Below are 22,848 nucleotides of genomic sequence, written 5' to 3'. Positions count from 1 at the left end.
CAATGAGGTACAGTATTTCACGTAGTTATTTACAGTAAAGGAAGGATTTACATGTCCGTTCTTGATGGTTTCAAAGAAGTTGGCGAAAGAACTGGTGGCAAGTTGACCATGACGGTCATGCTTGAATCCGTTCGTTTTTCCAAGGGTGTTTCCGAAGTGCTCGGTCGTCCGGAATTCGTCAAGCTGCTGGTGAATTACGAGCGCGGCAAGTTCGCAATCCAGGTGTGCGACGAGAACGACGATTTCGCGGTTCAGTTCAACAATCCGAACGCTGATCGTCCGGCTTCCGTGACCACTCGCAATCTTGACCTGCTTGTTGCAACGCAGAAGTTCTTCACTTTCCCGGAAGTGCCTGCAGACAAGATCGCCTACTTTGCTTTGGAAGGTGAATATCACAGCGATGAGCGCGTGATTCTCTTCGACGCCAAGAACGGGGTTCGTAGCGGCACCGTCGGCAAGCGCGGTCCGAAGGCCGGCCATGGTGGCCGCAAGCGCAGGAAGATCGACGACGTCAAGGAAGCTACGGTGATCGGCGCCAACAACGCCCTGTGAAACCGATAGTATCTTAGTGATATATCGAATCACAATATAGTTTGAGCCTCGTAATATCTTCAAATATTACAAGGCTCAAACTATATGCGTTGAATTACGAAAATTAAATATCAATCACCAGTCAGCATAAACTTTCAATACGAGCTTGCTTGAGATCAGATGGCGACGCATATCAGTAGCAGTGGTTGGCAAGCCAGTACGAATAGGCTCCCTGAATGGAACCGTAACGCTGTGCGCAATAGCCCCAGAACCACTTGAGCTGGGTCTGGTAATTGGTAGCCCAATCGGCGCCCTCGCTCACCATCTTGCTGCCAGGCAATGCTTGGGGCAGGCCATAGGCTCCCGAACTTGGATTCGTTGCAGTGACGCTCCAGCCGGACTCATGGGTAATGATGTATACGGTGGCGGTGAAATCGGCTTCGGTGTAGCCGTTCGACAGCAGATAATCGTGCGCCCACTGCTGCATTTCGCCCGCCGGCACGGTGGTGCCGATCGACGCGGAAGCGCTGGAGGAGGATGACGAAGTGGAGCCGGTGCCAACGAGAATGACCTTGTCGACCGGAGCCTTCTTCACGTACGAGCTGATCATGTTGGAGGAAACCACGGTGTCACCGGACTTGGTCACGAGGTTCGTGGTTTCCATCACGCCTTCCTCGCCTTCCGTCTCGACCTTCTCCTGGCCTTCCGGCAGGCTTGAGGTTTCCTTCTTGATGACATTGAAGCCGATGGCGGTGTCGGAAACCTCGACGCTCGCGCCGGCACGCTGAATGGTGATCACGGTTTTCTCATCGACCTTGGTGGTGAGCGAAGGGGAGACCGTGTCTTCCGGTTCGAGCGTGATATCACCCGCGTCAAGCACGGACTTCACGTCGGTGAAATTGGTGCCGGGCACCACGCGTGACTTGCCGTTGATTTTCACGGTGACGTACGAGGTGTCTCCATTAAGCAGCTCGCGGGCATTGCCACGGGACGCCTCCGCGGAATCGGTGACGGAGAAAGCCGTGACCTGATTGGCCGTATTCTGCTCCGCGGATGTGTAAAGATTGCGCGACACAATGCCGCCGGTAGCCAACAGGCCCACCGCCGCAACCGTTGCGGCGATCTTCACCAGCGAGGACTTGCTCGGCACGGTGAAGGTAGACGATTGGGCGTGCTTGCTGTGGTTAGCCATTCTGCTCCTAAACGCGCGTTCAGATCCTCGGCGAATTCACGCATGCTCGGCATGCGGTGCGCTGCCACACGAGGCTTCGCCGGAAAGCGCACATCTAACAAGCCAGTTTACCTCACGCCATGGAAACCGAGCGGGCGCATATGTAACAGGTGGGCAAAGCAAGCGTACGCAATAGGCGGGCAAAACAAAAAGTGCCGTTGATGTTTACCATCGAACGACACCTTTGAAATCGTTGTAATTTTCAGCCTACTCCGCCTGCGCCTCAGCCTCTTCGGCAGCGGCCGCGTTGACATCCAACGCCTTGGCCTGCGCGATCAGATCGTCCAGATCCGACGCACGCAACGCACCGGCCTGCTGGAACACGATCTGCTGGTTCTTGACCACCATCAACGTCGGCACGGCCTGCACCTTGGCCGCGGAAGCGAGATCCGGATTCTGGTCGATATCGACCTTGGCGAAATAAACGTCGGGATTCGCTTCGCTCGCCTTTTCGAACGTCGGACCGAATGCGCGGCACGGACCGCACCAGGTCGCCCAAAAATCCACGAATACCAGATCGTTGGATTCCACAATCTGATTGAAATCCTCGGAAGTGACTGCATGCGTTGCCATGATTGCTCCTTGCTGTTCGTTCCATCGACGCGCGTGACGGGCTGCACCCCTCGTATGCGATTGCTTTGGAGTATATAACCGTGCCCCAACCCGACGCATTCCCGGCATGCGTAAGATCCGCTATCAGAGGAATCGTCTTCCATCGCACGCTTTTCCAGCCAATTCACACAAGATGCGTGATAATGGGACTATGCCAGTGATGAATGATGAAGTGCCCGACGAGGGCGATTTCGATGCAGGCCGCCGTCGCGGAGAATTCGACGACATCACGCCGGAGGATTTCATCCGCGGAATAGGAAACCCTCCAGGATGGCTTGCTTCCGGCGAAATCAACCGTATGCGAGGTGAAATGCCGATCCCGTACGTGCTTGTGGTGCCGGTGCGCACCGATGATCTGGGACGTGTCTCACAGGTCGGATCACTGCTTCGTGTGTCTGACGACGGCAGCATCGAACGAACGCTGATCGCCGGCCGCGTGCTCTACCACGAATCGTTGCGTGAGGCCGTGGCGCGCAATATCGCCAAGGATTTGGGAGATATCGCGTTGCCGCAGTTGCCAGTGAGCCTGCAGCCATTCACCGTGGCTGAATTTTTCCCGACGCCAGGACTGTCCGATTATTTCGATTCCCGCCAGCATGCGATCGCATTGTGCTATGTAGTGCCGATCGCGGGCGATTGCAAGCCGCAGGACGAGACGCTCGACGTGGAATGGGTCAATCCGAACAGCGAGATTCTCGACACTTTCGTCAACCAGATGAGCAACGGATATGGCACGATTGTGCGTCAGGCGATTGCTTGGACCGGCAAATAGGCTGCGAATGCATGAACAACAGGGGAGAGTAATGGAGGAGCGCATATGACGATCGAATTGCATAACAATGTGTATTGCGAAGGGGCGGGGCTTCCCGTGGTGCTGGTGCACGGGTTCCCTGTGGACCACCGTATGTGGAACGAATGCGCGGATGCGTTGAAAACGACCGCTGCGGAACATGGCGTGAAACAATTCCCGATTTGGGCTCCCGACATGCCCGGTGCGGGAGAAGGGCCGATTCCTTCCGACGAGAACAGCGGCGGCAAAGACACGGACGGCGCTTTCCCCAACGGTTTGGACCGCATGGCCGACGCTTACGTCGACCTGTTGCACGCTGCCGGATACGACAAGGCGATTTGGGTGGGTCTTTCGATGGGCGGCTACCTGATTCTCGACATTCAGCGTTTGCACCCCGAAGCCGTCGCCGCACTGGCCTTATGCGACACGAAGGCCGCCGCTGATTCCGATCAGATGCGTGCGAAACGCATCGCGATCGCCGAGGAATGCGAATCGACGGGCACGCATGAGCCGGTTATGGGATTCGCCGCCGCCACGCCTGAGGATTCAACCATCAAACAGTCGGACGCTTACCGTGAACAGTTCACTGCATGGATCAACGAGCAGCCGGCCGAAGGCATCGCCTGGCGTGAACGCATGGCTGCTGGCCGTCCGGACCTGAACGATGTGCTGTCGTCGATTACAGCGCCGGTCGCGGTGATCTGCGGCGACAAGGATCCGTCGAGTCCGCCGAGCGTGATGGCGCCGATCGCCGATGCGATGACGGCTACGAGCACGGATATGACGGTGGTATTTGATTGCGGTCATTTCAGCGCCTATGAGCATCCGCAGGCGGTTGCCGACGCACTGCTTGCATTGGTGCGCAGAGCGCAGTAGCCGATATTCCCGCAACTACCGTCAATAGCGTAATCAGATATACAAAAATATAAAGAAAATACGATTTATATAGAAAAAATCTTCTATATATCGTATTCAAAGAAAGAAGCAATCGATGAGCGTGTTCTCGCCACTGGCGCTGACTCAGGCACTGCCGTTCCTACCACTTGCGCAAGGCGACATCGACTATGAGGTTTCAAGACGCGACGAACCCGACCTGTTCGACACAGTGCTGCTGGAACCTGCTACGAAAGTCATTCTCGTCAAAGACGGCATGGTGGCGGTGCCACGCGGACAAGGCGCCATCGCGGACTACGCCAACGTGCACATGCGTTTGACACAGCTGCCCGGATCCTATGTAGCGGCGGAATTGCACACGCATCCGACGGCGCTCGCCATATTCCTCGGCTCATATGGCGGCAAGCGTGACGAGCATGTGGTGGCCGTTGACGTGTCTCGTGTGAAGGCTGCAGAGCCGGTGGCCGCAAGCAGCGAGCATATGGGCGCGGACGACGCGTTCGACGAACAGCGCGAACCGGAAGCGAAGACGTCGAAATCGCTGTTGGAAAACGCAGCGGAACGATTCGACTGGGTTGACCTGCGCGGATTCGCCCCACATGCCAGCGCGCGTGAGGCTGGCCAGGCCACAACGGCGATTTCGCTAGGTGTGTGGCATGCGCGCCAACGCCATTGCCCCACGTGCGGCGCTCCGACCGAACCGGCGTTGGGCGGATGGGCGCAGCGGTGCACCAGCGAAGCGGATGGCAGACGGCTGCTGTTCCCCAGAGTGGAGCCGGCCGTTATCACGGCGATCGTGGACCATGAGGACCGTCTGCTGCTGCAGCACAACAGCGCATGGCGCAACACCGGCCTGTATTCCGTGTCCGCAGGCTTCGTGGAGGCGGGCGAGAATCTGGAGCACGCATGCCGGCGCGAAGCCAAAGAGGAGGTCGGCATCGACCTCGGCGAACTCAAATATTTGGGATCGCAGCCATGGCCATTCCCAGCCTCGCTCATGATGGCGTTCAAGGGCGTGGCCAATACCACCGACGTGCATGTGGACGGTGACGAGACCCTGCAAGCGCGTTGGATGACCCGTGACGAATATATGAACGAGCTGGTAACAGGGCGTATGGAAGCCCCCGGAAAGGCCACCATCGCCCGCTACATGATCGAAGAATGGCTCGGCCACGATCTGCCGTAACAAGTTTCGGTACCGCGCTATGGGAAATGCGCGCAATTGACATAGAATGAGTTTTCATGAGTGAAGAAAACGAAAACAGGCCGAATCTGGACGTTCCCGAGCATCTCGAATACTCCGACGAGCATGTGTGGGTGGACGTCTCCACCGAACCGGCCATGGTGGGCATCACCGAATATGCGGCCGACCAGCTTGGCGAACTCGTGTACATCGATCTGCCGGAAGTCGGCACCGAAGTACAGGCCGGCGACGAAGTGGCGGAATTGGAATCCTCCAAAGCCGTCACGCCGCTGGTCACTCCAGTGGCTGGCGTGATCCGCTATGTGAACAGCGAAGCGGCCGACGATCCGGGCATCGTTACCGGCGATCCGTATGGCGAAGGCTGGATTTTCAAAATCGAGCTTGAGGATGACGAACCGGGACTGCTTTCCTCCGAGGAATACGCCAACATCGTGGCGGAATAAAAGATTCGGCAAAACGTCTCGGAACAGGGAACCGCATGCGAAATCAGGTATGAAATCGTTACCGTTCCCTGAATAATCCCTGATTTTCATGGCTGGGGCACTAAGTAGTTCGGCAATCGCCTTTATAGTGGGGATATGACCGAACCACAGCCGTTGCCCCAGCGTGAACCGGATGTCATATCCGAAGATGACATGCCGACCGTGCCCATTCCCGCACGCAAGGTGGTCACCACCTTTGATGCCGCTTCAAAACATGAGCGTATCGAAGTCAAGCCTCCGCTGACACAGCTGTTCCGCCGTGCCCTCACCAGAGCGTTCAACGGGTGGGTGACGGTCTCGACAAATATGGTACGCAATCTCAATTGGTATCCGCGCGTGGAACCGTATGTCGGCTATGGCACCGAACATTACTCGCGCCTGATCTGCCGAACCGTGTACGGGCCCTTTAAACGCCAGGCGGGACGCCTGACCCGAGGTATCCGCGCTATGCTCACTATCCCCTCGCCGCATACGAAGGTGCGCATCGCCATCGACGGCGTGCCCCTCGAAACCGTGCAGGTGGGGGCGTCGGAAGTGTATGACGAAGTGGATGCGCAGCGCAATGTTTCCAGCGAATTCGCCGCATCCGATTCCGCAGGCTATCTCGATCTCGTGGCCGAACATTCGCTCGAACCCGGCGTGCATGACGTGTCGTACAAGGTGCGTAGCCGCAAGCCGGTCAAAGCCAACCTGTTCACCATTCCCAGCGGCACGAAAGTCGGTGTAATCTCCGACGTGGACGACACCGTCATGGTCACGCAGGCGCCAAGCCTGATGAAAGCGGCCTACAATCTGCTGCTGCTCGATCCGAAGAAGAAAATGCCGGTGGCGGGCATGAATCTGCTGTTCAACCGCATTGCGGACATGTTCCCGGATGCCCCGTTCTTCTATCTGTCGACGTCGCCGTGGAACGTGGAAAGCTCGATTAGGCATTTCATTGCCGACCATGGGTTCCCGGAAGGGCCGCTGCTGCTGCGTGACCTCGATCCCCGCCCGAAAACGTTCATTCCTTCCGGAGTGCAGCACAAACTCGAGTATGCCGAACAATTAATGGCTGATTTTCCCGATATGAAGTTCATTCTGATCGGCGATGATGGGCAGAAGGATCCGACCACGTACGCCACGATCGCACGTCGGTATCCGGGGCGTGTGCTTGCGATCGGCATACGGCAACTGTCTCCACGCGAGGCCTCCGGTAATCTCGGCACCGTTGCGGGGCGTGCGGCCACGCAGCCGATTCCAGTCACCGACGTTCCTGTATTTACGGGAACGACTGGCTCGAATCTGATGAAAACCATGCTGCCGTTCCTGAAACAACAGCTGGGTGTCTGACGTTTTTTCTTTCCACTTACAGTAAGGGGGATGCGCGTTGCGCTGGATTGGGAGCGCGATACCGGTATAATCGCCTGCATGACTGATTTTCGGGGTGAACAGGACGCAACGGGCGCGCAGGAAAACGACAAGAGCCGTCAGAGCCGTCTGGGCGAATGCGGAATGCCGATCGCGAAACGCGTGCCGACGGAGCGCGTGTTCCACGGCGACACCTTCATCGATGAGTACGAATGGCTGCGCGACAAGGAATCGCAGGACGTGCAGGATTACGTCGCCGCACAGAACCAGTATTGCGAACAGCGCATGGAAGCGTTGAAAAACCTACGCACCACATTGTTCGACGAGTTCAAATCGCATGTGCAGGAAACCGACATGTCCGTGCCAACGCGCATGGACGGCTACTGGTATTTCACACGCACCAAGGAAGGCCAGCAGTATGCGGTGCAATGCCGTGTGCCGATTCGAAGCGCAGACGATTGGGATCCGCCGACCATTGAGATCGGCGTTCCCCTCGACGGCGAACAAGTGGTGTTCGACACGAATGCCGAAGCGCAAGGCTACGATTTCTTCCGCATTGGTGGCATGGATGTTTCCAAAGACGGACGTTGGATGCTGTACGGCACTGATACCAGCGGCGACGAACGTTACAATTTCCGTATTCGCAATATCGAAACCGGCGATGAACTGCCGGAAGTGTTCGAAGGCATCGGCGGCGCCTGCTTCACGCCGGACGCGCAATGGGTGTTCTACGTGCTGCTCGACGACGCATGGCGTCCATATGCGGTGATGCGACACCGCGTTGGTACCCCCGTCACCGACGATGTGGAAGTGTATCGTGAACAGGACGAACGATTCTGGGTGGGCATCGGCCTGTCGTTCGACGAACGCAATCTGGTGATCGGCACCGGATCGAAAACCACCACCGAAGTGCTGCTGCTTTCCACTGACGATCCGGAAGGTGAATTCCGTGCGTTCATTCCGCGCGAGCCGGATGTGGAATATGACGTGAGCTTCAGCCGTTTCGAAGGTGCCGGCGAGCATGGCGAGGACATTCCGCTCGCCGTGGTTTACCACAATGCGTTGAACCCGAATTTCGAAATCGATGTGATTGACATGCGTTCGCATGAGCCCCCGTATCGTTTGGGTGAGGGTGTGCGTGTGGCCGTCGGTTCGCCGTACGGATGCGAGCATGGCGACGATGTTGAACCGGGCGCTTCTTCGATGCCGATCGGCACGCCGTATTCGAATCCTTGCAATCCCGCCATTTTGCAGGGTGCGCATGGTCTTGGCATCGAGGGAATTTCGATTCATCGGCATTACGTGGCGTTGCAGTACCGTGCGGAAAGTCTGCCGCATATTGCGGTGATGACGAAGGATGCGGCCGCGGAGGATTTTCTTGCAGGTCGCCCATGGCGGTTCACCGAGCTGGTTCCGCACGCGTTGGAAGGCGATTGGGATGTTGATGAGTCGGTGGACGAGATCAACGTGGAGCGTGCCGAAGTGTGGGGTGCGCTCGACCAGTTGGCCGCTGCGCAAGGCGAAGGATCGGCCGTGCATGGGATTTCCCGTAAGGCGATGACTTCGTCGGATGGCGCGACTGCCGATGCGATGCCGGGGGAGACCCGGCGCCTGTATTCGATTAGTACGGGAGATAATCCTTCATATGATGCGCCCCGTATACGCTACTCGTTCGCCAGCTATACGCGCCCCGGCGAGCTGCATGATGTCGATCCGGCAACCGGTGAGGATCGCCTGTTGAAGCGTGCCACCGTGCTTGGTGGATTTGAGCCGCGCGAATATATGGAACGCCGAGTGTGGGTCACCGCCCGCGATGGCGAGCGTATTCCCGTTTCCTTGGTGTGGCGTCGGGACGTGCCTGCTTGTGATTCGGCGATGTTCGTTACTGGTTATGGCGCGTATGAGATCAGTTCGGATCCGGGATTCTCGGTGTCTCGCATCAGTATGCTTGATCGTGGCGTGCTTTATGCGGTGCCGCACATTCGCGGCGGCGGTGAGATGGGTCGTGCCTGGTATGAGCAGGGGCATCTGCTCAATAAGAAGCATTCGTTTGAGGATTTCGTTGATGCCGTGCGTGCGTTGCAACGTGCCGGTTTGGCGTCTCCTGTTCGCACGGTGGCCGATGGTGGTTCCGCCGGTGGCCTGTTGATGGGTGCCGTGGCGAATCTGGCTCCTGAATGTTTTGCCGGTATTGAGGCGGATGTGCCTTTTGTGGATGCGTTGACGTCGATTCTTGACCCGTCGTTGCCGTTGACGGTTACGGAGTGGGACGAGTGGGGCGATCCGTTGCATAATGCGGACGTGTATCGGTATATGAAGGAATATACGCCGTATGAGAATGCGCCGGCTGATGCCGATGATGATCGGGTTGTGGTTTTCCCGAAGATTTTCATCACCACGTCGATGAATGACACGCGTGTGCTGTATGTGGAGCCGATGAAATGGTTGGCTCGCCTGCAGCGCGCTGGTGTGGATGCCGTGGCGAAGATTGAGGTTGAGGCCGGTCATGGGGGTACGTCCGGAAGGTATAAGCAGTGGGAGGAGATTTCCTATGAGAATGCTTGGTGCCTTGCGATGATGGGTATTACGCATTAATTCGTTTGTGTCCGACCGTGTATGTTCGGCGTTTCTTGTAGGGCCCCCGATTTGAGGGTCCTACACCGAACTGCATTGGAAAGTGCCATACGACGTCAAAATCAATGAAGGTGACACGTTCGTGGCCGCCGACGACGCCATATGGAGTGTCCACTAGTTGAGCGTTACGTGTCCACGTGCTGATCCGTTGACTAGAGTCGCGTGCTATGAGTGATTCTGCAAAGAAGTACACCATCGCCGTCATTCCGGGCGATGGCATTGGCAAGGAAGTGACTCCGTGGGCCCAGAAGGCGCTGGAGAAGGCGGCCGAGGGCGTCGCCGAATTCGATTACGAGAATTTCGATCTTGGTGCCGAGCGTTACCTGCGCGACGGTGCGATTCTTCCGGAAGAGGAAGAGGAGCGCATCAAGAAGACCGATGCGATTCTGCTGGGCGCCGTAGGCGATCCGCGCATCAAGGCCGGCATTCTGGAACGTGGTCTGCTGCTCAAGCTCCGCTTCGATCTCGACCAGTACGTCAACCTGCGTCCTTCCAAGCTGTACAAGGGCGTGACCTCCCCGCTCGCCAACCCGGGCGACATCGACTTCGTTGTAGTGCGTGAAGGCACCGAAGGCCTGTACTGCGGCGCCGGCGGAGCGGTGCGTCGCGGCACTCCGAACGAGGTGGCCACCGAAGTCTCCATCAACACCGCCTACGGTGTGGAGCGCGTGGTACGTTACGCCTTCCAGCTGGCCATGAAGCGCAGGAAGCATGTGACCCTCGTGCACAAGAAGAACGTGCTCGTCAACGCGGGCGACATGTGGCAGCGCATCGTTGACAAGGTCGCCGAGGAATATCCGGAAGTCTCCCATGACTATCTGCACATTGACGCGACCACCATCTTCATGGTGTCCAATCCGTCCCGTTTCGACGTGATCCTCACCGACAACCTGTTCGGCGACATCATCACCGACGAGGCCGGCGCCGTGGTCGGTGGCGTTGGCTATTCCGCTTCCGGATGCATCAACGCTTCCGACGAATACCCGTCCATGTTCGAGCCGATCCACGGTTCCGCTCCAGATATCGCAGGTCAGAACAAGGCCAATCCGACCGCCGCGATTCTTTCCGCAGCCATGCTGCTGCGCCACCTTGGATTCGACGAAGCCGCAGCCAAGATCGATGCGGCCGTCGAAGCCGACATTGAGGAACTGGGATCCACCACCCGCTCCACCGACGAGGTCGGACGCGACATTCTGGCCCGCATGTGACGGGCATGATCCGGATTATATGATTTTGCCGGATCCATTCGCCTGTTGAAACGCCCGTCGAATCGAGCTTCATGCTTGGCTCGACGGGCTTCACGTATATTCAGGGGGATTTCAGGGATTGCTTTCAGGGTAGATGAAAGAGATAAGGCAAATTATGGGATATTGTTGGAAACATGAGTGACAACAATGCCGGCTACAACAATTCCGGACAAGACAACTATTACGCGTCGAATGATTCGACCCAAGCTGATTTCGGACAATTCCAGGATGGCTGCAATCAGCCTGCAGCGCAACCGTACAATCCCAACCAGTATGCATCGCAGCAGCCTGTGCAGGGACATGCCCCGGACGCGCAGGGCAACAACATTCCCGACGGTACGTATGGCAATGCCCAGCCATATGGTCAGCCGGCTGCCTACGGTTCGTCCGTGCCCGCAGATGGCTTGGCCGCTCCCGCTTACGCGCAGCCTACGCAGCCAGCTCAGCCCAGCTACGGCCAGCCGATGTATGGACCGGCGGATTACGCACAATCGGCGCAGACCCCCTATGATCAGCAGCCGGCGCAGCCCCAATACACGCAGCCCGCATACAATCAGCCGCCAATCTACGCGCAGCAGGCCTACTATCAGGCGGCCCAACAGCAGCCAGGCTACGGCTACGCGCAGAAGTCGAAGATCGTCGCCGGCCTTCTTGGCCTGTTCCTCGGCACCCTAGGCATACACAACTTCTATCTGGGCTACACCGGCAAGGCCGTGGCCCAGCTGTTGCTGACCCTGATCGGATGGATCATCCTTGTCGGACCGATCATTTCCGGAATCTGGGCTCTGATCGAAGCCGTCCTCATCCTGTGCTCCAGCTACGGATCCAGCTGGCACCGCGACGGGCGTGGCCAAGAGCTCCAAGATTGATGCGCAGAGGCCTGTACAAGCAGCCGGGTGGAAAACTCGTAGGGGTTTCCGTCCGGCTTTCTGATGCCGTTCCAGCATATTCCCGCGAATGCGCAAGCTCCACCCAATCCGTAGAACAATGCCGGATCGACGGCGATTTCTTTCTTGACGGCAATGACAAGGATTCCCGCCGACTATTGCAGGATTTGGAAAACTTGCTGCAAAGCCAGCAAAGCGCGCCCGCACGCGATATTACGCGACGATTGCAAGCGATTACCGCGAACTATCCGAACGTGCGATTGGTGGGTATGACGGAAGAGGGCATCGCCATCGCTTTCCTCCGCGCAATCACAGGAAGCGAATCGCGCAATGCGGAAGATGCAACGAACAACGGGAATATCGTGCGGTCCGCGAAACAATATTCCGGGGAACAACTGGAAACGCATAATGCGCTGACGCAAGAGGAATATCTGGAACGTTGGCGGGCCCTGAAACCGACCGTCATCCATGACAAACCGCGAAATCCAAACGAACAAATGGAAACCGACATCGCATGGGCGCGCGAAGTGGCGGCAGGAAAACGCGAACCCACGCTGCGTATCTGGGAATGGGCCGCGCCGGCGGTGGTCATCGGCAAATTCCAATCACTCGAAGACGAAGTCAACACGGCGGTCGCGCAGAGGGAAGGATTTACCGTGGTCCGACGTTGCACCGGCGGCGGGGCAATGTTCATCGAACCGGGCAACACCATCACCTACTCGCTATACGCGCCGCTCGATTTCACCCAAAGCATAGGCGTCGAGGAATCATACCGGCTCTGCGATTTCTGGCTGGTGCGCGCGCTTAAGGAACTCGGTCTCGACGTACGATTCGCCGGTCTCAACGACATCGCCACGCAATATGGCAAACTCGGCGGAGCCGCGCAACGCCGCTTCACGCCAGTAGGAGGAGGGCCTGGCGCCGTACTGCACCATGTGACCCTCGCCTACGATATCGACGCGGAAAAAATGGGACGGGTGCTGAACACCTCACGCGAAAAAATGTCGGACAAAGCAGTGAGATCAGCGGTAAAACGAGTCGATCCGATGCGCTCGCAGACGGGCATGAGCCGCGAAGACGTGGTTGAACGGCTGCTCGATGCCGCCAAGCGAGTTACAATGTAGCCCGACGATAGAAGCCGCCCGAATGTCAAGGGCGATGAGAACGCTACGAAGGCTTGGTGTTCCACGAGGGCATGCGGAATCGCAGCAAGCTTTCGAAGCCGCAGCAGCGCGCCCGACAACACGTCTGGTGGCCGTGCCCAGAGGATGCGCCTATGAACACGGAGGTGTGACAAATGGCTACGCCAAACGAGACAAATAGTGGACCCAGTGGCGAAAGTGCAATGTTGCTGCATACCGCGTTGTTCAAGCAGGTTTCTTCCGAAGAGGCGGAGGAACTGCTGCCGCATCTGCAACATGCCGAATACAACAAGGGCGACTATATTTTCCGTGAAGGCGACACCGATCATCGCATGTATCTGCTGGAACGCGGGCGCGTCAAACTAATCCGGCAATCGTCCGACAGACGTGTGCAGTTGTTGAGCATTCATGCGTACGGCGAAGTGCTGGGTGAGATTCCGGTGTTCGATCCGCACGGTGGGCCGCGCACCGCGTCCGCCGTGGCCATGACCAATGACACGAAAGTCGTGTGGCTTGAACATGACGCCCTGTTCGCATGGCTTGACGAGCATCCGCGCGTGGCCGTCGACATGCTTCAGGTGCTCGCGCATCGCATGCGTGACAACAACGAGCGCATTTCGGAACTTGTGTTCATGGACGTGCCGGGACGTTTGGCAAAAACGCTGCTGAATCTGGCGTCACGTTTCGGTGAGCCGGTCGAGGCGGGGTTGAAGGTGCCACACGATCTGACGCAGGAGGAAATGGCGCAGCTGGTCGGTTCGTCGCGTGAGACGGTGAACAAGGCGCTGATGGATTTCGCCAACCGTGGATGGATTGCGCGTGAGGGCCGTTCCATCGTCATCTATCAGCCGGGTATGCTTATTCGGCGGGCGAGACGATAATTTCGGCTATTTTCCAGTGTTTTTCAAGTTTTACGGTTGTTTGTGAGAAATCCGTGACGCCTGTGGGCGAGCGGTTGATTAGTAGACCCACCACTTTAGAATGGGCACCATGCCCGAAAAGAAGACTTTGACCGTTCAACGTGTGCTCGCGCTCGTGATTGCCTACATCACGCTGAGTGTGGGTGGCGGCGTGGCCGCCAGTTTGTTCCTCCTACCGGCGGTTTTCGGCGCGAACAGCGTCGCCAAGGCGGTTATTCCGTCGCTGTCGGTCGAAGGTATTGATTTTGATGTGACCAGCTTGCCGCAGAAGTCGACCATGTACGCTTCCGATGGCACCACGAAAATCACCGAATTCTGGGATCAGAATCGTGAAGTCGTGCCGTTGAAGAAGATTTCCAAATACATGCAGCAGGCCGTGGTCTCGCGTGAAGACAGGCGATTCTTCACTCACGGCGGCATTGATGTGCAGGGTGTGTTCCGTGCATTCGTCCAAACATACGTGAAGGGCGACCATCAGGGCGGTTCCTCCCTTACCCAGCAGTATGTCAAAAACGTGCTGATTCTGCAGGCGCAGCAGGATGACGATCCGATTGCGCAATACCATGCGTCGGAAGATACCATCGCACGAAAATTGAGAGAAATGCTGATTTCCGTGCAAATGGAAAAGCAGTATTCCAAGCCTGAAATTTTGCAGGGATATCTCAATATCGCACAGTTCGGCGGCAATAGCCTCTATGGTGTGCAGGCGGCTGCGAAACGGTATTTCAATACCACCGCCGATCAGCTGAACATCGTGCAGTCCGCCACCATTGCGGCAATCACCAAGAATCCGAACGCGTACGATCCTTCCGTCGAATCGAACCAGCCGGAATCCGAGAAGCAACGCAACATCGTGCTGCAGCTGATGCACGAGCAGGGCTATATTTCGGATGCGGAATATCAGGAAGCGGTCAATACTCCGCTCGTGGATACGCTTAATGTCCAGCCTATTTCCACCGGTTGCATGGCCGCGGATTATGATGCAGGCTATTTCTGCGATTACGTGGTGCATAAGATTTTGAATTCCAAGGAATTCGGCAAGACCAGCGAGGACAGGGAAAGACTGCTGAAAGAGGGCGGTCTGAAGATTGTCACCACGTTGGATATCGACGCCAACACCTTGTTGAACGAAACCGCGCGCAACACCATTCCGCCGGAAGATTCCTCCGGCATGGAAATCGTGATGGCGTCCGTCAAACCGGGTACCGGAGAGGTGCTGGGCTTCGGTCTGAACCGAACGTATGATGCCACCGAAGCGGCGCAGAACGACCAGACCAGGGATTCCATGAACTATGCCGTGGACCGAGAAGACGGCGGCGGCATGGGCTTCTCCATCGGCTCGTCGTGGAAGCCTATCAATCTGGTGGCATGGATGGAAGCAGGGCATTCCGTCAACGAGAACCTGCAGACGTCCACGAGGTATTCGACCTCGTTGTTCGCATGCGATCGTTATACCGGCGGCACCGATTCGTGGAACGTCACCAACGCAATAACCAATGGAACGGTGAACCCGGAAACGCCGGCATTGGCTTTGGCAAGGTCTCATAACACCACGCAGGCTTCCATGGGATCCATCATCGGTTTGTGCAAGATTGCCGATACCGCAACTGAACTTGGCTATCATGATGCGAATACCGGTGAGACGCTCGACAAGACCTCATCATTCGTGCCTGCCATGATGGTCGGTAACGTCAACGTGTCCCCGCTGACGATGGCAAGCATCTTCGCTGTATATGCGTCCAATGGCGTGCAATGCAATCCGATCGCGCTGAAGCAGGTGACTGATGTGGATGGCAATGATATTAAGGTGCCTTCCGCGAACTGCCATCAGGCGGTTGATCCGGAAATCATTCAAACGCTTGCTTGGGCCATGAATCAAGGCGTTGTTCGTCCTGACGGCGCAGGCGGTGTGGCACAGCTGGCCAATGGACGTAAGACCTTCGCCAAGACCGGTACCCACGAGGATCAGCTAGTTACGACAGGTGGTTTCATTCCGAACCAGATCGCTACATTCGTGCTCGTCGGTGACGTGCAGAATCCGGTTGGACACCCGATTGCGAATATCGCTATCAACGGCCAATACCACGGCTATTGGGATGGTTCCACCATCGCGGCCCCGGCATGGCGTGACTTTATGAATGCTTATGCGGAACGCAAACAGCTGCCGATTGATAACGATTATGGGCAGCCTGCGGCCAAGTATTCCGCAACATCCGGCGCGGTCACCAGGATCGGCGGTGGAAAGCAGAATGCCACACAGCAGCAAAGCACAATCATCCAGCAGCAGAACCAGTCACTTCAGCAGCAAAGCCAGTCGCTTCAGCAGCAAAGCCAGCAGAACGACCAGCAGGCTGATCAGGATCAGCAGCAGACCGAAGATGAGTGACGCTTCCGCAATTCAGTGAATGGAAGTGAACAAGCAATGAACGCCCGCCATGCTCGGCGGGCGTTCTGCGTAGAATGCAGATAGTGCCGGTTCTACGGCACGAAATCTCCAGAGAAGCTCAAGGGGAATACGAAAAGAAGGTTCAGCTGATCGGCATGAAGCCGGTAGACGCGACCGGAGGGGGAGCTACTACGATGAGCGAAGATGAAAAGAAGACGAAGCAGTCGAAGAAGGTCAAAACCAATGGCACGGTTGGCCTGTTCGATCCTATGACTTTGCGTGGAGTGACCGTGCGTAACCGTATCTGGCTGCCGCCGATGGACACGTATTCCGCGTTGGCCCAGGATGGTCTGCCCACGCCATTCCACTACCAGCATTATGTGTCGCGTGCCATGGGCGGTTTCGGCATGATTATCGTGGAAGCTACCGCAGTGGCGCCGGAGGGCCGTATTTCGCCATGCGACTTGGGATTGTGGGCTGACGAGCAGATGGATGCATGGCGTTGGATCGTTGCCGATACGAAGGCCGCCGGCGCCACCATGGCGGTGCAGCTCAACCATGCCGGACGCAAAGCCTCCACCGGTTGCTTCTCCATCGGTTTCGAGCATGAGAGCGTGCCGGAGGAGCAGGGCGGTTGGAAGACCGTGGGGCCAAGCGCCAACGCGTTCGGCTCGCTGACCAAGCCTCGCGCGTTGACCGTTGACGAGATCCATGCCATTGTCGACCAGTTCCGCGATGCCGCTTGGCGTGCTTATGATATCGGTTTTGACGCGGTGGAAATTCATGCGGCCCACGGCTATCTGCTGTCGCAGTTCCTCGACCCGCTGATTAACGAGCGTGAGGATGAGTATGGCGGATCGTTCGAAAACCGCATCCGCATGCTGGTCGAGGTCGTGGACGCCGTGCGTTCCGTCGTGCCCGACACCATGCCGGTGCTGGTGCGCGTTTCCGCAACCGACTGGGCTGCCGGCGGTTGGGATCTCGACCAGACCGTCGACCTTGCCAAAGTATTGAAGGAGCATGGCGTCGATCTGGTGGATGTTTCCACCGGAGGCATGATTCCGGGCGTGACCATTCCGGTCAAGCCCGGCTATCAGGTTCCGTTCGCGGAGCAGGTGCGTTCGCGTGCCGGAATCCCAACCACGGCGGTCGGTCTGATCACCAAACCGAAGCAGGCCAAGAAGATTCTCAAATCCGGTGCTGCCGACGCCATCGAAATCGGACGTGTGGCATTGCGTGATCCGAACTGGCCATTGCGTGCCGCAGCCAAGCTCGATATTCCGACCGAAAATGCGCCCTATCAGCCGCAATACGTGCGTGGCGCGTATTAAATGGAACCGATAGATTGGATTATCGTCAGATAAATATCAGATAAAAACAGGCAGTATTGGTAATCGCAATAAAATAGCGTCCCGCACCATGGTATTGGTTGCGGGACGCATTATTTTTGCTGCTTTCATCTATCGGGAAGCCGGATGAAATCAGGCGTCGATGCCGACGGCCTGGCTGACGTGGTCGAAACCGTCGCGCTTGAGCAGTTCGGCGAGACCGCGCTTCAAAACGGTGATCTGCTGCGGACCGCGGTACATCAGCGAGCTGATGAACATCACCAACGACGAGCCGGAACGGATCTTCTCATAGGCCTGTTGCGGTGTGAACACGCCGCCGATGCCTGCGATTGTGAAACGGTCGCCGTATTCGCGGTACACCTGCTTGATGCGTTCGTTGCTGGCCGCATAGCAAGGCGAGCCCGACAATCCGCCCTCCCAATCACGCGGGATGTTCATGCCGGTACGATCCTTCTGCAGGTTCGCGATCGATAGTCCCTGCACGTTGTGCTCGGCAAGCACGTCAAGCAGTTCCTTGAACTCTTCCCAGCTCTTGTTCAACGGCAGTTTTACCAGTGTGGGCTGCGGGCGTTCGATTTTGTCGAGTTCGGTGAATAGCCTGTCGAGCGCTTCCGGACTTTCGTTGAACGGTTCGCCGGCCATGGTGTTCGGGCAGGAGATGTTCACTTCGACCATGGCGGTGCGGCCGACGGCGCGACGCATCGAAGTGCAGTAATCCTCGATGCCCTCCTCCAAATCGCCGGTTTTGGTGTCGTTCGTGCGCGCGATTGATACGGAAATCTGCATGTCGCGAGCTTTCGTCCAAGCCTGCTCAGCACGCGGAATCACGATTTCCGATCCCTCATTGGCAAGACCGACGTGCACCATCATCGAATCATATTCAGGCAGGCGATGGAACCACGGCCTCGGATTGCCGGGGCATGGGCGGGACGTGGTGGAACCGACCGTTTCGAAGCCGAAACCGGCATTGTCGAGCAAGACCGGCATCTCGCAGTTCTTGTCAAGACCGGCGGAAAGACCGAACGGATTGACGAAGTCGATGCCCATAACATTGGTTTCCAGCACCGGGTCGGAGTAGTTGAGCATTTCACGGCACGCCCACATCAGCGGAGGAATGTTCTTGGTGATCTTGCAGAACTGGATCATCTGGTCATGCGCCACGTCGGGCGTTTGATTGAAAACGAAAAACGGTTTGATGATGTGCTTGTAGCCGAAGGTGAAGAGATCGGTGGTGGCTTTGTTCACCGCGTCGTGCCAGAAATTCTCAGAAACATACGTCATGGTTCACCATTCTCGCATCGTTTGCTGAAAGAAGGCAACATGGTGATCGGTTTCGTTGACGGTATGTCGACGTTCGTTTTTGTGCGATTCGGAGGATTGTGTGATATTCAGGTACACTTTTCTGCAAGTAAAACACGCGAAACGCTCATCTCAGTTTTTATTTTGAGTGAACATGTGCGATAATGTTCGAATGATATCGTCACAACGTCAACATTTGATTTTGAGCAGGTTGCGTACCCGCGGTGCGGTGCGTATCACCGCATTGTCCAAAGAATTGGGTGTTTCCGCCATGACTATCCGTCGCGATATCGCCGATCTGGCCGACAAGGGTTTGCTGAAACGCGTGCACGGCGGCGCCGTCACCACCAGCACGCTGCTGAGCGAGCCGCTGTTCTCTGTAAAGTCGCAGATGGACATCGGCCTCAAAGACGCCATCGCACAGGAAGCCATCAAATATGTGGCGCCCGGCGACGTGATCGCCGTCGGCGGCGGCACCACGGCATACGTGTTCGCGCAACATCTGCTTGAATCGCAGCAGTCATCGGGCATAACCATCCTCACCAACTCCATTCCGGTGGCAGAACTGGTGCAGGCGCTGGAATCGAAAGACGTGGAAGTCATCGTGACCGGCGGCGTGACCACCCGATCCAACTCGCTCGTAGGGCCGATTGCCGACAAGGTGGTGTCCTCCCTGCGCGTCAACACAGTCTTCCTGGGCACGCATTCCGTGTCCATTCCGCGCGGCTTCCTCATGCCGAACTCGCTTGAGGCTGCAACCGATATGGCAATGATGGACATTGCCGATCGAACCATAATTTTGACCGATCACACCAAGTGGAGCTGCACATCATTGTCGCTTTTCGCACGCTTCGACCAGGTGGACACGGTCATTACCGATGATGGACTAGACCCCGATTCGGTTGGGAAAACAAGGGATTTGGTTAAAGAGCTCGTGCTGGCGCACCAGAACGAGCCTATTCAGGAAGGTGAATAACCATAATGAGTGAATTCGCAAACTACACTCCGGGAGAGTACGCGAAGGAACACATTCGCATCACGCCGACCACGCTCGCCGATGGCCGTGCGTTCTTCTACCTCGACGATGATCCGGAATATGTTTCCGGCGCGAAGACGCGCGAACTGAACGATCCTCGTCAGCTGGCATACCGCTTCTCCAACCAGCTCAACGCAGCCGGTGAGGAAGTGCCGTACGCCGCTCCGGAAATGCGTCGCGATCCACTGACCGGCGATTGGATTCCGATGGCGACCGCACGCATGAACCGCCCGATCACCGCAGGACCGGGTGCCACCGCCAAAGGCAACCCGCTGGCCGCACGCAAGCCGGGCGACCCGTACCAGGACGGCGAAGTGCCGGATACCGACTACAACGTGGTCGTGTTCGAAAACCGCTTCCCGTCGATGGTTCGAGTGCCGGGCCGTTCCGAAGCCGTGGAATACGTCAACGGCAACCCGCTGTGGGAGAAGAAGCTCGCCGCAGGCCGCTGCGAAGTGATCTGCTTCGACCCGGACGAAAACGGTCTGCCGGCGGATCTGCCGGTCTCCCGTCTGCGCACCGTTGTGGAAGCATGGGCGTTCCGTACCGCCGAAATCTCCAAGATGGAAGGCATCGAACAGATCTTCCCGTTCGAAAACCACGGACAGGAAATCGGCGTCTCCCTGGCGCACCCTCACGGACAGGTCTACTGCTACCCGTTCATCGCGCCGAAGATGGAAGCTGAACTCAAGCAGACCGAAGCCTACCATGAGAAGACCGGCGGCAACCTGCTCAAGGATCTCATGAACTCCGAAATCGAAGCTGGGGAGCGCATCGTCATGCGCAACCACAGCTGGGTGGCCTACGTGCCAGCCGCAGCCCGCTGGCCCCTCGAGGTACATGTGGCCCCGGTGCGCGACGTGCTCACCCTCGACGAGCTCAACGACCAGGAACGTTGGGATCTGGCCGTCATGTACTCCACCCTGCTCAAGCGCGGCAACGCGTTCTTCGACAAGGGCGACGGCAAGGGCATGGACCTGCCATACATCGCAGCATGGCACCAGGCTCCGATCCACGACGCACGCCGTGAAAACTACCGCCTGAACCTGCAGTTCTTCTCGTTCCGCCGCGCAGCCAACAAGATCAAGTATCTGGCCGGATCCGAATCCGGCATGGCCGCATGGGTTTCCGACACCACGCCGGAACTCATCGCCAAGCGCTTCCACGAGCTCGGACCAATCGACATCGAAGGCTGAAAACCAATAAAACCCAAAGGACAAAACACCAATGACTGCTGTTGAATTCATTGAGCCGCTTTCGCATGACGAAGGCGTGAAGATCGCCGTCGACCTGTTCAAGGCCACCTACGGTGAGGAACCGGCTGGCGTATGGGCCGCACCGGGCCGTGTGAACCTGATTGGCGAGCACACCGATTACAACGCGGGCCTGTGCCTGCCGATCGCATTGCCGCACCGCACGTTCATCGCGCTCAAGCCGCGTGAAGACACCAAGGTGCGCGTGGTTTCCGACGTCGACTCCGAAAACGTTACCGAAGCCGACCTCGACGGTCTGCAGGCCGGTGGTGTGGAAGGTTGGGCCGCCTACCCGGTGGGTGTGGCCTGGGCATTGCGCGAAGCCGGCTTCAACGCCGTGCAAGGCTTCGATGCGGCATTCTCTTCCTGCGTGCCGCTCGGATCGGGCCTGAGCTCGTCCGCCGCCATGACCTGCTCGACCGCGCTGGCCCTGGATGACGTGTACGGCTTGGGCTACGGCGCTTCCGACGCCGGTCGTGTGACGCTGATCAACGCCGCCATCAAGTCCGAGAACGACATGGCCGGCGCCTCCACCGGCGGCCTCGACCAGAACGCCTCCATGCGCTGCACGTTCGGCCATGCGCTGCGCCTGGACTGCCGCCCGGAGCTGAGCCCGCTGGAGAATGTCTCCCAGCAGGAGTTCGATCTCGACAAGTACGGTCTGGAGCTGATGGTGCTCGACACTCAGGCTCCGCACCAGCTCAACGACGGCCAGTATGCCCAGCGCCGCGCCACCTGCGAGAAGGCCGCCGAAATCCTCGGCGTGGCCAACCTGCGTGTGGTTGCCGACAGCATCGCCAAGTCCGACGATCCGTTCCAGGCGCTCAAGGAAACGCTCGACAAGCTGGAAGACGACACGATGAAGAAGCGCGTGCGTCATGTGATCACTGAGATTGCGCGCGTCAACTCCTTCGTACGTGCCTTCGCCAACGGCAAGATCGACGAAGCCGGACGACTGTTCAACGCGTCTCATGATTCGCTCGCAGCGGATTATGAAGTGACTGTGCCCGAGTTGGATATTGCCGTGGATGTGGCTCGTGTCAACGGCGCGTACGGCGCACGTATGACCGGCGGCGGCTTTGGTGGCTCCATCATCGCGCTGGTGGACAAGGGCCAGGGCCACGAAATCGCACAGAAGATTGCTGACCGCTTCGAAAAGGAAGGTTTCAACGCACCTCGCGCTTTGCCGGCGTTCGCTGCGGCTTCCGCGAGCCGCGAGGCTTGATCGCAGAAGCCGATGCAAAAACGCGCGTTGGCGCACGCCCATGAAAAGGACGTGCGCCAACGCGCGTTTTTGCACGATCTACTTGTGGACCAGATGGCGCACAGCGTATCCCACGGTGATGACCAGCAGGTACGATGCCGAATGCTTCATCCTGGCTCCCGGTGCGGCTACGTGTTTGGCCTGGTGCCGTCTGTGATCGTATTCGTGCTCCCCTCCTTCTTCCTGAAGGAGGGGAGCATCTTTCGTAAGTAGCGACGTGTCGACTTGGTGGCCGTCCTGTTCGGCTACGTTTTTGTGCGTGCAGTGGATGGGCGGTACGTGTATTTGATGAAAACGATACGTTATACGATTAACGGCGTGTCGCGATGTGGGTGAT

General features: G+C 57.6%; 19 protein-coding genes. 16 read left to right on the top strand and 3 right to left on the bottom strand.

Going from position 1 to position 22,848, the window contains the following annotated elements; genetic code table 11:
• Positions 1–51 precede the first annotated feature (51 nt).
• The gene (locus CE168_RS06935) at positions 52–552 is read left to right on the top strand and encodes a hypothetical protein (protein WP_003835436.1); all 501 of its coding nucleotides are present in this window, start codon (positions 52–54) and stop codon (positions 550–552) included.
• Positions 553–724: 172 nt separating this feature from the next.
• Here CE168_RS06935 and CE168_RS06930 read toward each other — a convergent pair whose 3' ends face one another.
• A complete protein-coding gene (locus CE168_RS06930) occupies positions 725–1,723 on the bottom strand; it encodes a G5 domain-containing protein (RefSeq protein WP_099571718.1) in 999 nt (332 codons plus the stop codon).
• A gap of 246 nt (positions 1,724–1,969) precedes the next feature.
• Positions 1,970–2,335, bottom strand: coding sequence for a thioredoxin (gene trxA, locus CE168_RS06925; RefSeq protein WP_039199165.1), 366 nt, complete (start codon positions 2,333–2,335; stop codon positions 1,970–1,972).
• A gap of 190 nt (positions 2,336–2,525) precedes the next feature.
• Here trxA and CE168_RS06920 point away from each other — a divergent pair, with 190 nt between their 5' ends.
• From CE168_RS06920 to CE168_RS06865, 12 genes are all read left to right on the top strand, one after another.
• A complete protein-coding gene (locus CE168_RS06920) occupies positions 2,526–3,146 on the top strand; it encodes an NUDIX hydrolase family protein (RefSeq protein ID WP_039199164.1) in 621 nt (206 codons plus the stop codon).
• A 45-nt stretch (positions 3,147–3,191) separates the two neighbouring features.
• Positions 3,192–4,040 carry an alpha/beta fold hydrolase gene (locus tag CE168_RS06915; protein WP_099571717.1) on the top strand — a complete coding sequence of 283 codons (849 nt, stop codon included), beginning with the start codon at positions 3,192–3,194 and terminating at the stop codon, positions 4,038–4,040.
• 115 nt (positions 4,041–4,155) lie between these two features.
• Positions 4,156–5,244 carry an NAD(+) diphosphatase gene (nudC, locus tag CE168_RS06910; protein WP_099571716.1) on the top strand — a complete coding sequence of 363 codons (1,089 nt, stop codon included), beginning with the start codon at positions 4,156–4,158 and terminating at the stop codon, positions 5,242–5,244.
• 56 nt (positions 5,245–5,300) lie between these two features.
• Entirely contained in the window at positions 5,301–5,705 is a 405-nt protein-coding gene (gcvH, locus tag CE168_RS06905; RefSeq protein ID WP_099571715.1) for a glycine cleavage system protein GcvH, read from the top strand.
• 135 nt (positions 5,706–5,840) lie between these two features.
• Positions 5,841–7,076, top strand: coding sequence for an App1 family protein (locus tag CE168_RS06900; protein ID WP_099571714.1), 1,236 nt, complete (start codon positions 5,841–5,843; stop codon positions 7,074–7,076).
• Positions 7,077–7,238: 162 nt separating this feature from the next.
• Entirely contained in the window at positions 7,239–9,689 is a 2,451-nt protein-coding gene (locus CE168_RS06895) for a S9 family peptidase (protein WP_173405882.1), read from the top strand.
• Between the two features lie 206 nt (positions 9,690–9,895).
• The gene (locus CE168_RS06890) at positions 9,896–10,936 is read left to right on the top strand and encodes a 3-isopropylmalate dehydrogenase (protein ID WP_003835420.1); all 1,041 of its coding nucleotides are present in this window, start codon (positions 9,896–9,898) and stop codon (positions 10,934–10,936) included.
• Between the two features lie 173 nt (positions 10,937–11,109).
• Positions 11,110–11,844 carry a TM2 domain-containing protein gene (locus CE168_RS06885; protein ID WP_099571713.1) on the top strand — a complete coding sequence of 245 codons (735 nt, stop codon included), beginning with the start codon at positions 11,110–11,112 and terminating at the stop codon, positions 11,842–11,844.
• Positions 11,844–12,986: a lipoate--protein ligase family protein gene (locus CE168_RS06880; protein ID WP_099571712.1), complete on the top strand. Its 1,143-nt coding sequence runs from the start codon at positions 11,844–11,846 to the stop codon at positions 12,984–12,986. Before CE168_RS06885 ends, CE168_RS06880 begins: the two co-directional genes overlap by 1 nt.
• Before the next feature lie 173 nt (positions 12,987–13,159).
• Positions 13,160–13,885: a Crp/Fnr family transcriptional regulator gene (locus tag CE168_RS06875; protein WP_099571711.1), complete on the top strand. Its 726-nt coding sequence runs from the start codon at positions 13,160–13,162 to the stop codon at positions 13,883–13,885.
• A gap of 100 nt (positions 13,886–13,985) precedes the next feature.
• On the top strand, positions 13,986–16,310 hold the full coding sequence (locus CE168_RS06870; protein WP_099571710.1) for a transglycosylase domain-containing protein: 2,325 nt from the start codon (positions 13,986–13,988) through the stop codon (positions 16,308–16,310).
• A gap of 155 nt (positions 16,311–16,465) precedes the next feature.
• Positions 16,466–17,641: an NADH:flavin oxidoreductase/NADH oxidase gene (locus CE168_RS06865; protein ID WP_427187693.1), complete on the top strand. Its 1,176-nt coding sequence runs from the start codon at positions 16,466–16,468 to the stop codon at positions 17,639–17,641.
• A 150-nt stretch (positions 17,642–17,791) separates the two neighbouring features.
• Here the strand turns inward: CE168_RS06865 and CE168_RS06860 are convergent, their stop codons facing one another.
• Positions 17,792–18,940 carry a quinone-dependent dihydroorotate dehydrogenase gene (locus CE168_RS06860; protein WP_099571708.1) on the bottom strand — a complete coding sequence of 383 codons (1,149 nt, stop codon included), beginning with the start codon at positions 18,938–18,940 and terminating at the stop codon, positions 17,792–17,794.
• Positions 18,941–19,130: 190 nt separating this feature from the next.
• On the opposite strand from CE168_RS06860, the gene CE168_RS06855 reads away from it, so the two are divergent.
• The 3 genes from CE168_RS06855 to galK are packed head-to-tail and all read left to right on the top strand — an operon-like array spanning position 19,131 to position 22,472.
• Positions 19,131–19,934 (top strand): DeoR/GlpR family DNA-binding transcription regulator, encoded by an 804-nt coding sequence (locus tag CE168_RS06855; protein ID WP_039199155.1) that lies wholly within the window; start codon positions 19,131–19,133, stop codon positions 19,932–19,934.
• 5 nt (positions 19,935–19,939) lie between these two features.
• Positions 19,940–21,190, top strand: a complete 1,251-nt coding sequence (gene galT / locus CE168_RS06850; RefSeq protein ID WP_033501640.1) for a galactose-1-phosphate uridylyltransferase — start codon at positions 19,940–19,942, stop codon at positions 21,188–21,190.
• Positions 21,191–21,221: 31 nt separating this feature from the next.
• A complete protein-coding gene (galK, locus tag CE168_RS06845) occupies positions 21,222–22,472 on the top strand; it encodes a galactokinase (RefSeq protein ID WP_099571707.1) in 1,251 nt (416 codons plus the stop codon).
• Positions 22,473–22,848: the final 376 nt, after the last annotated feature.

Source organism: Bifidobacterium sp. N5G01 (assembly GCF_002742425.1).
Lineage (GTDB): Bacteria > Actinomycetota > Actinomycetes > Actinomycetales > Bifidobacteriaceae > Bifidobacterium > Bifidobacterium hominis.
This window is presented reverse-complemented; position numbering and strand designations above follow the sequence as displayed.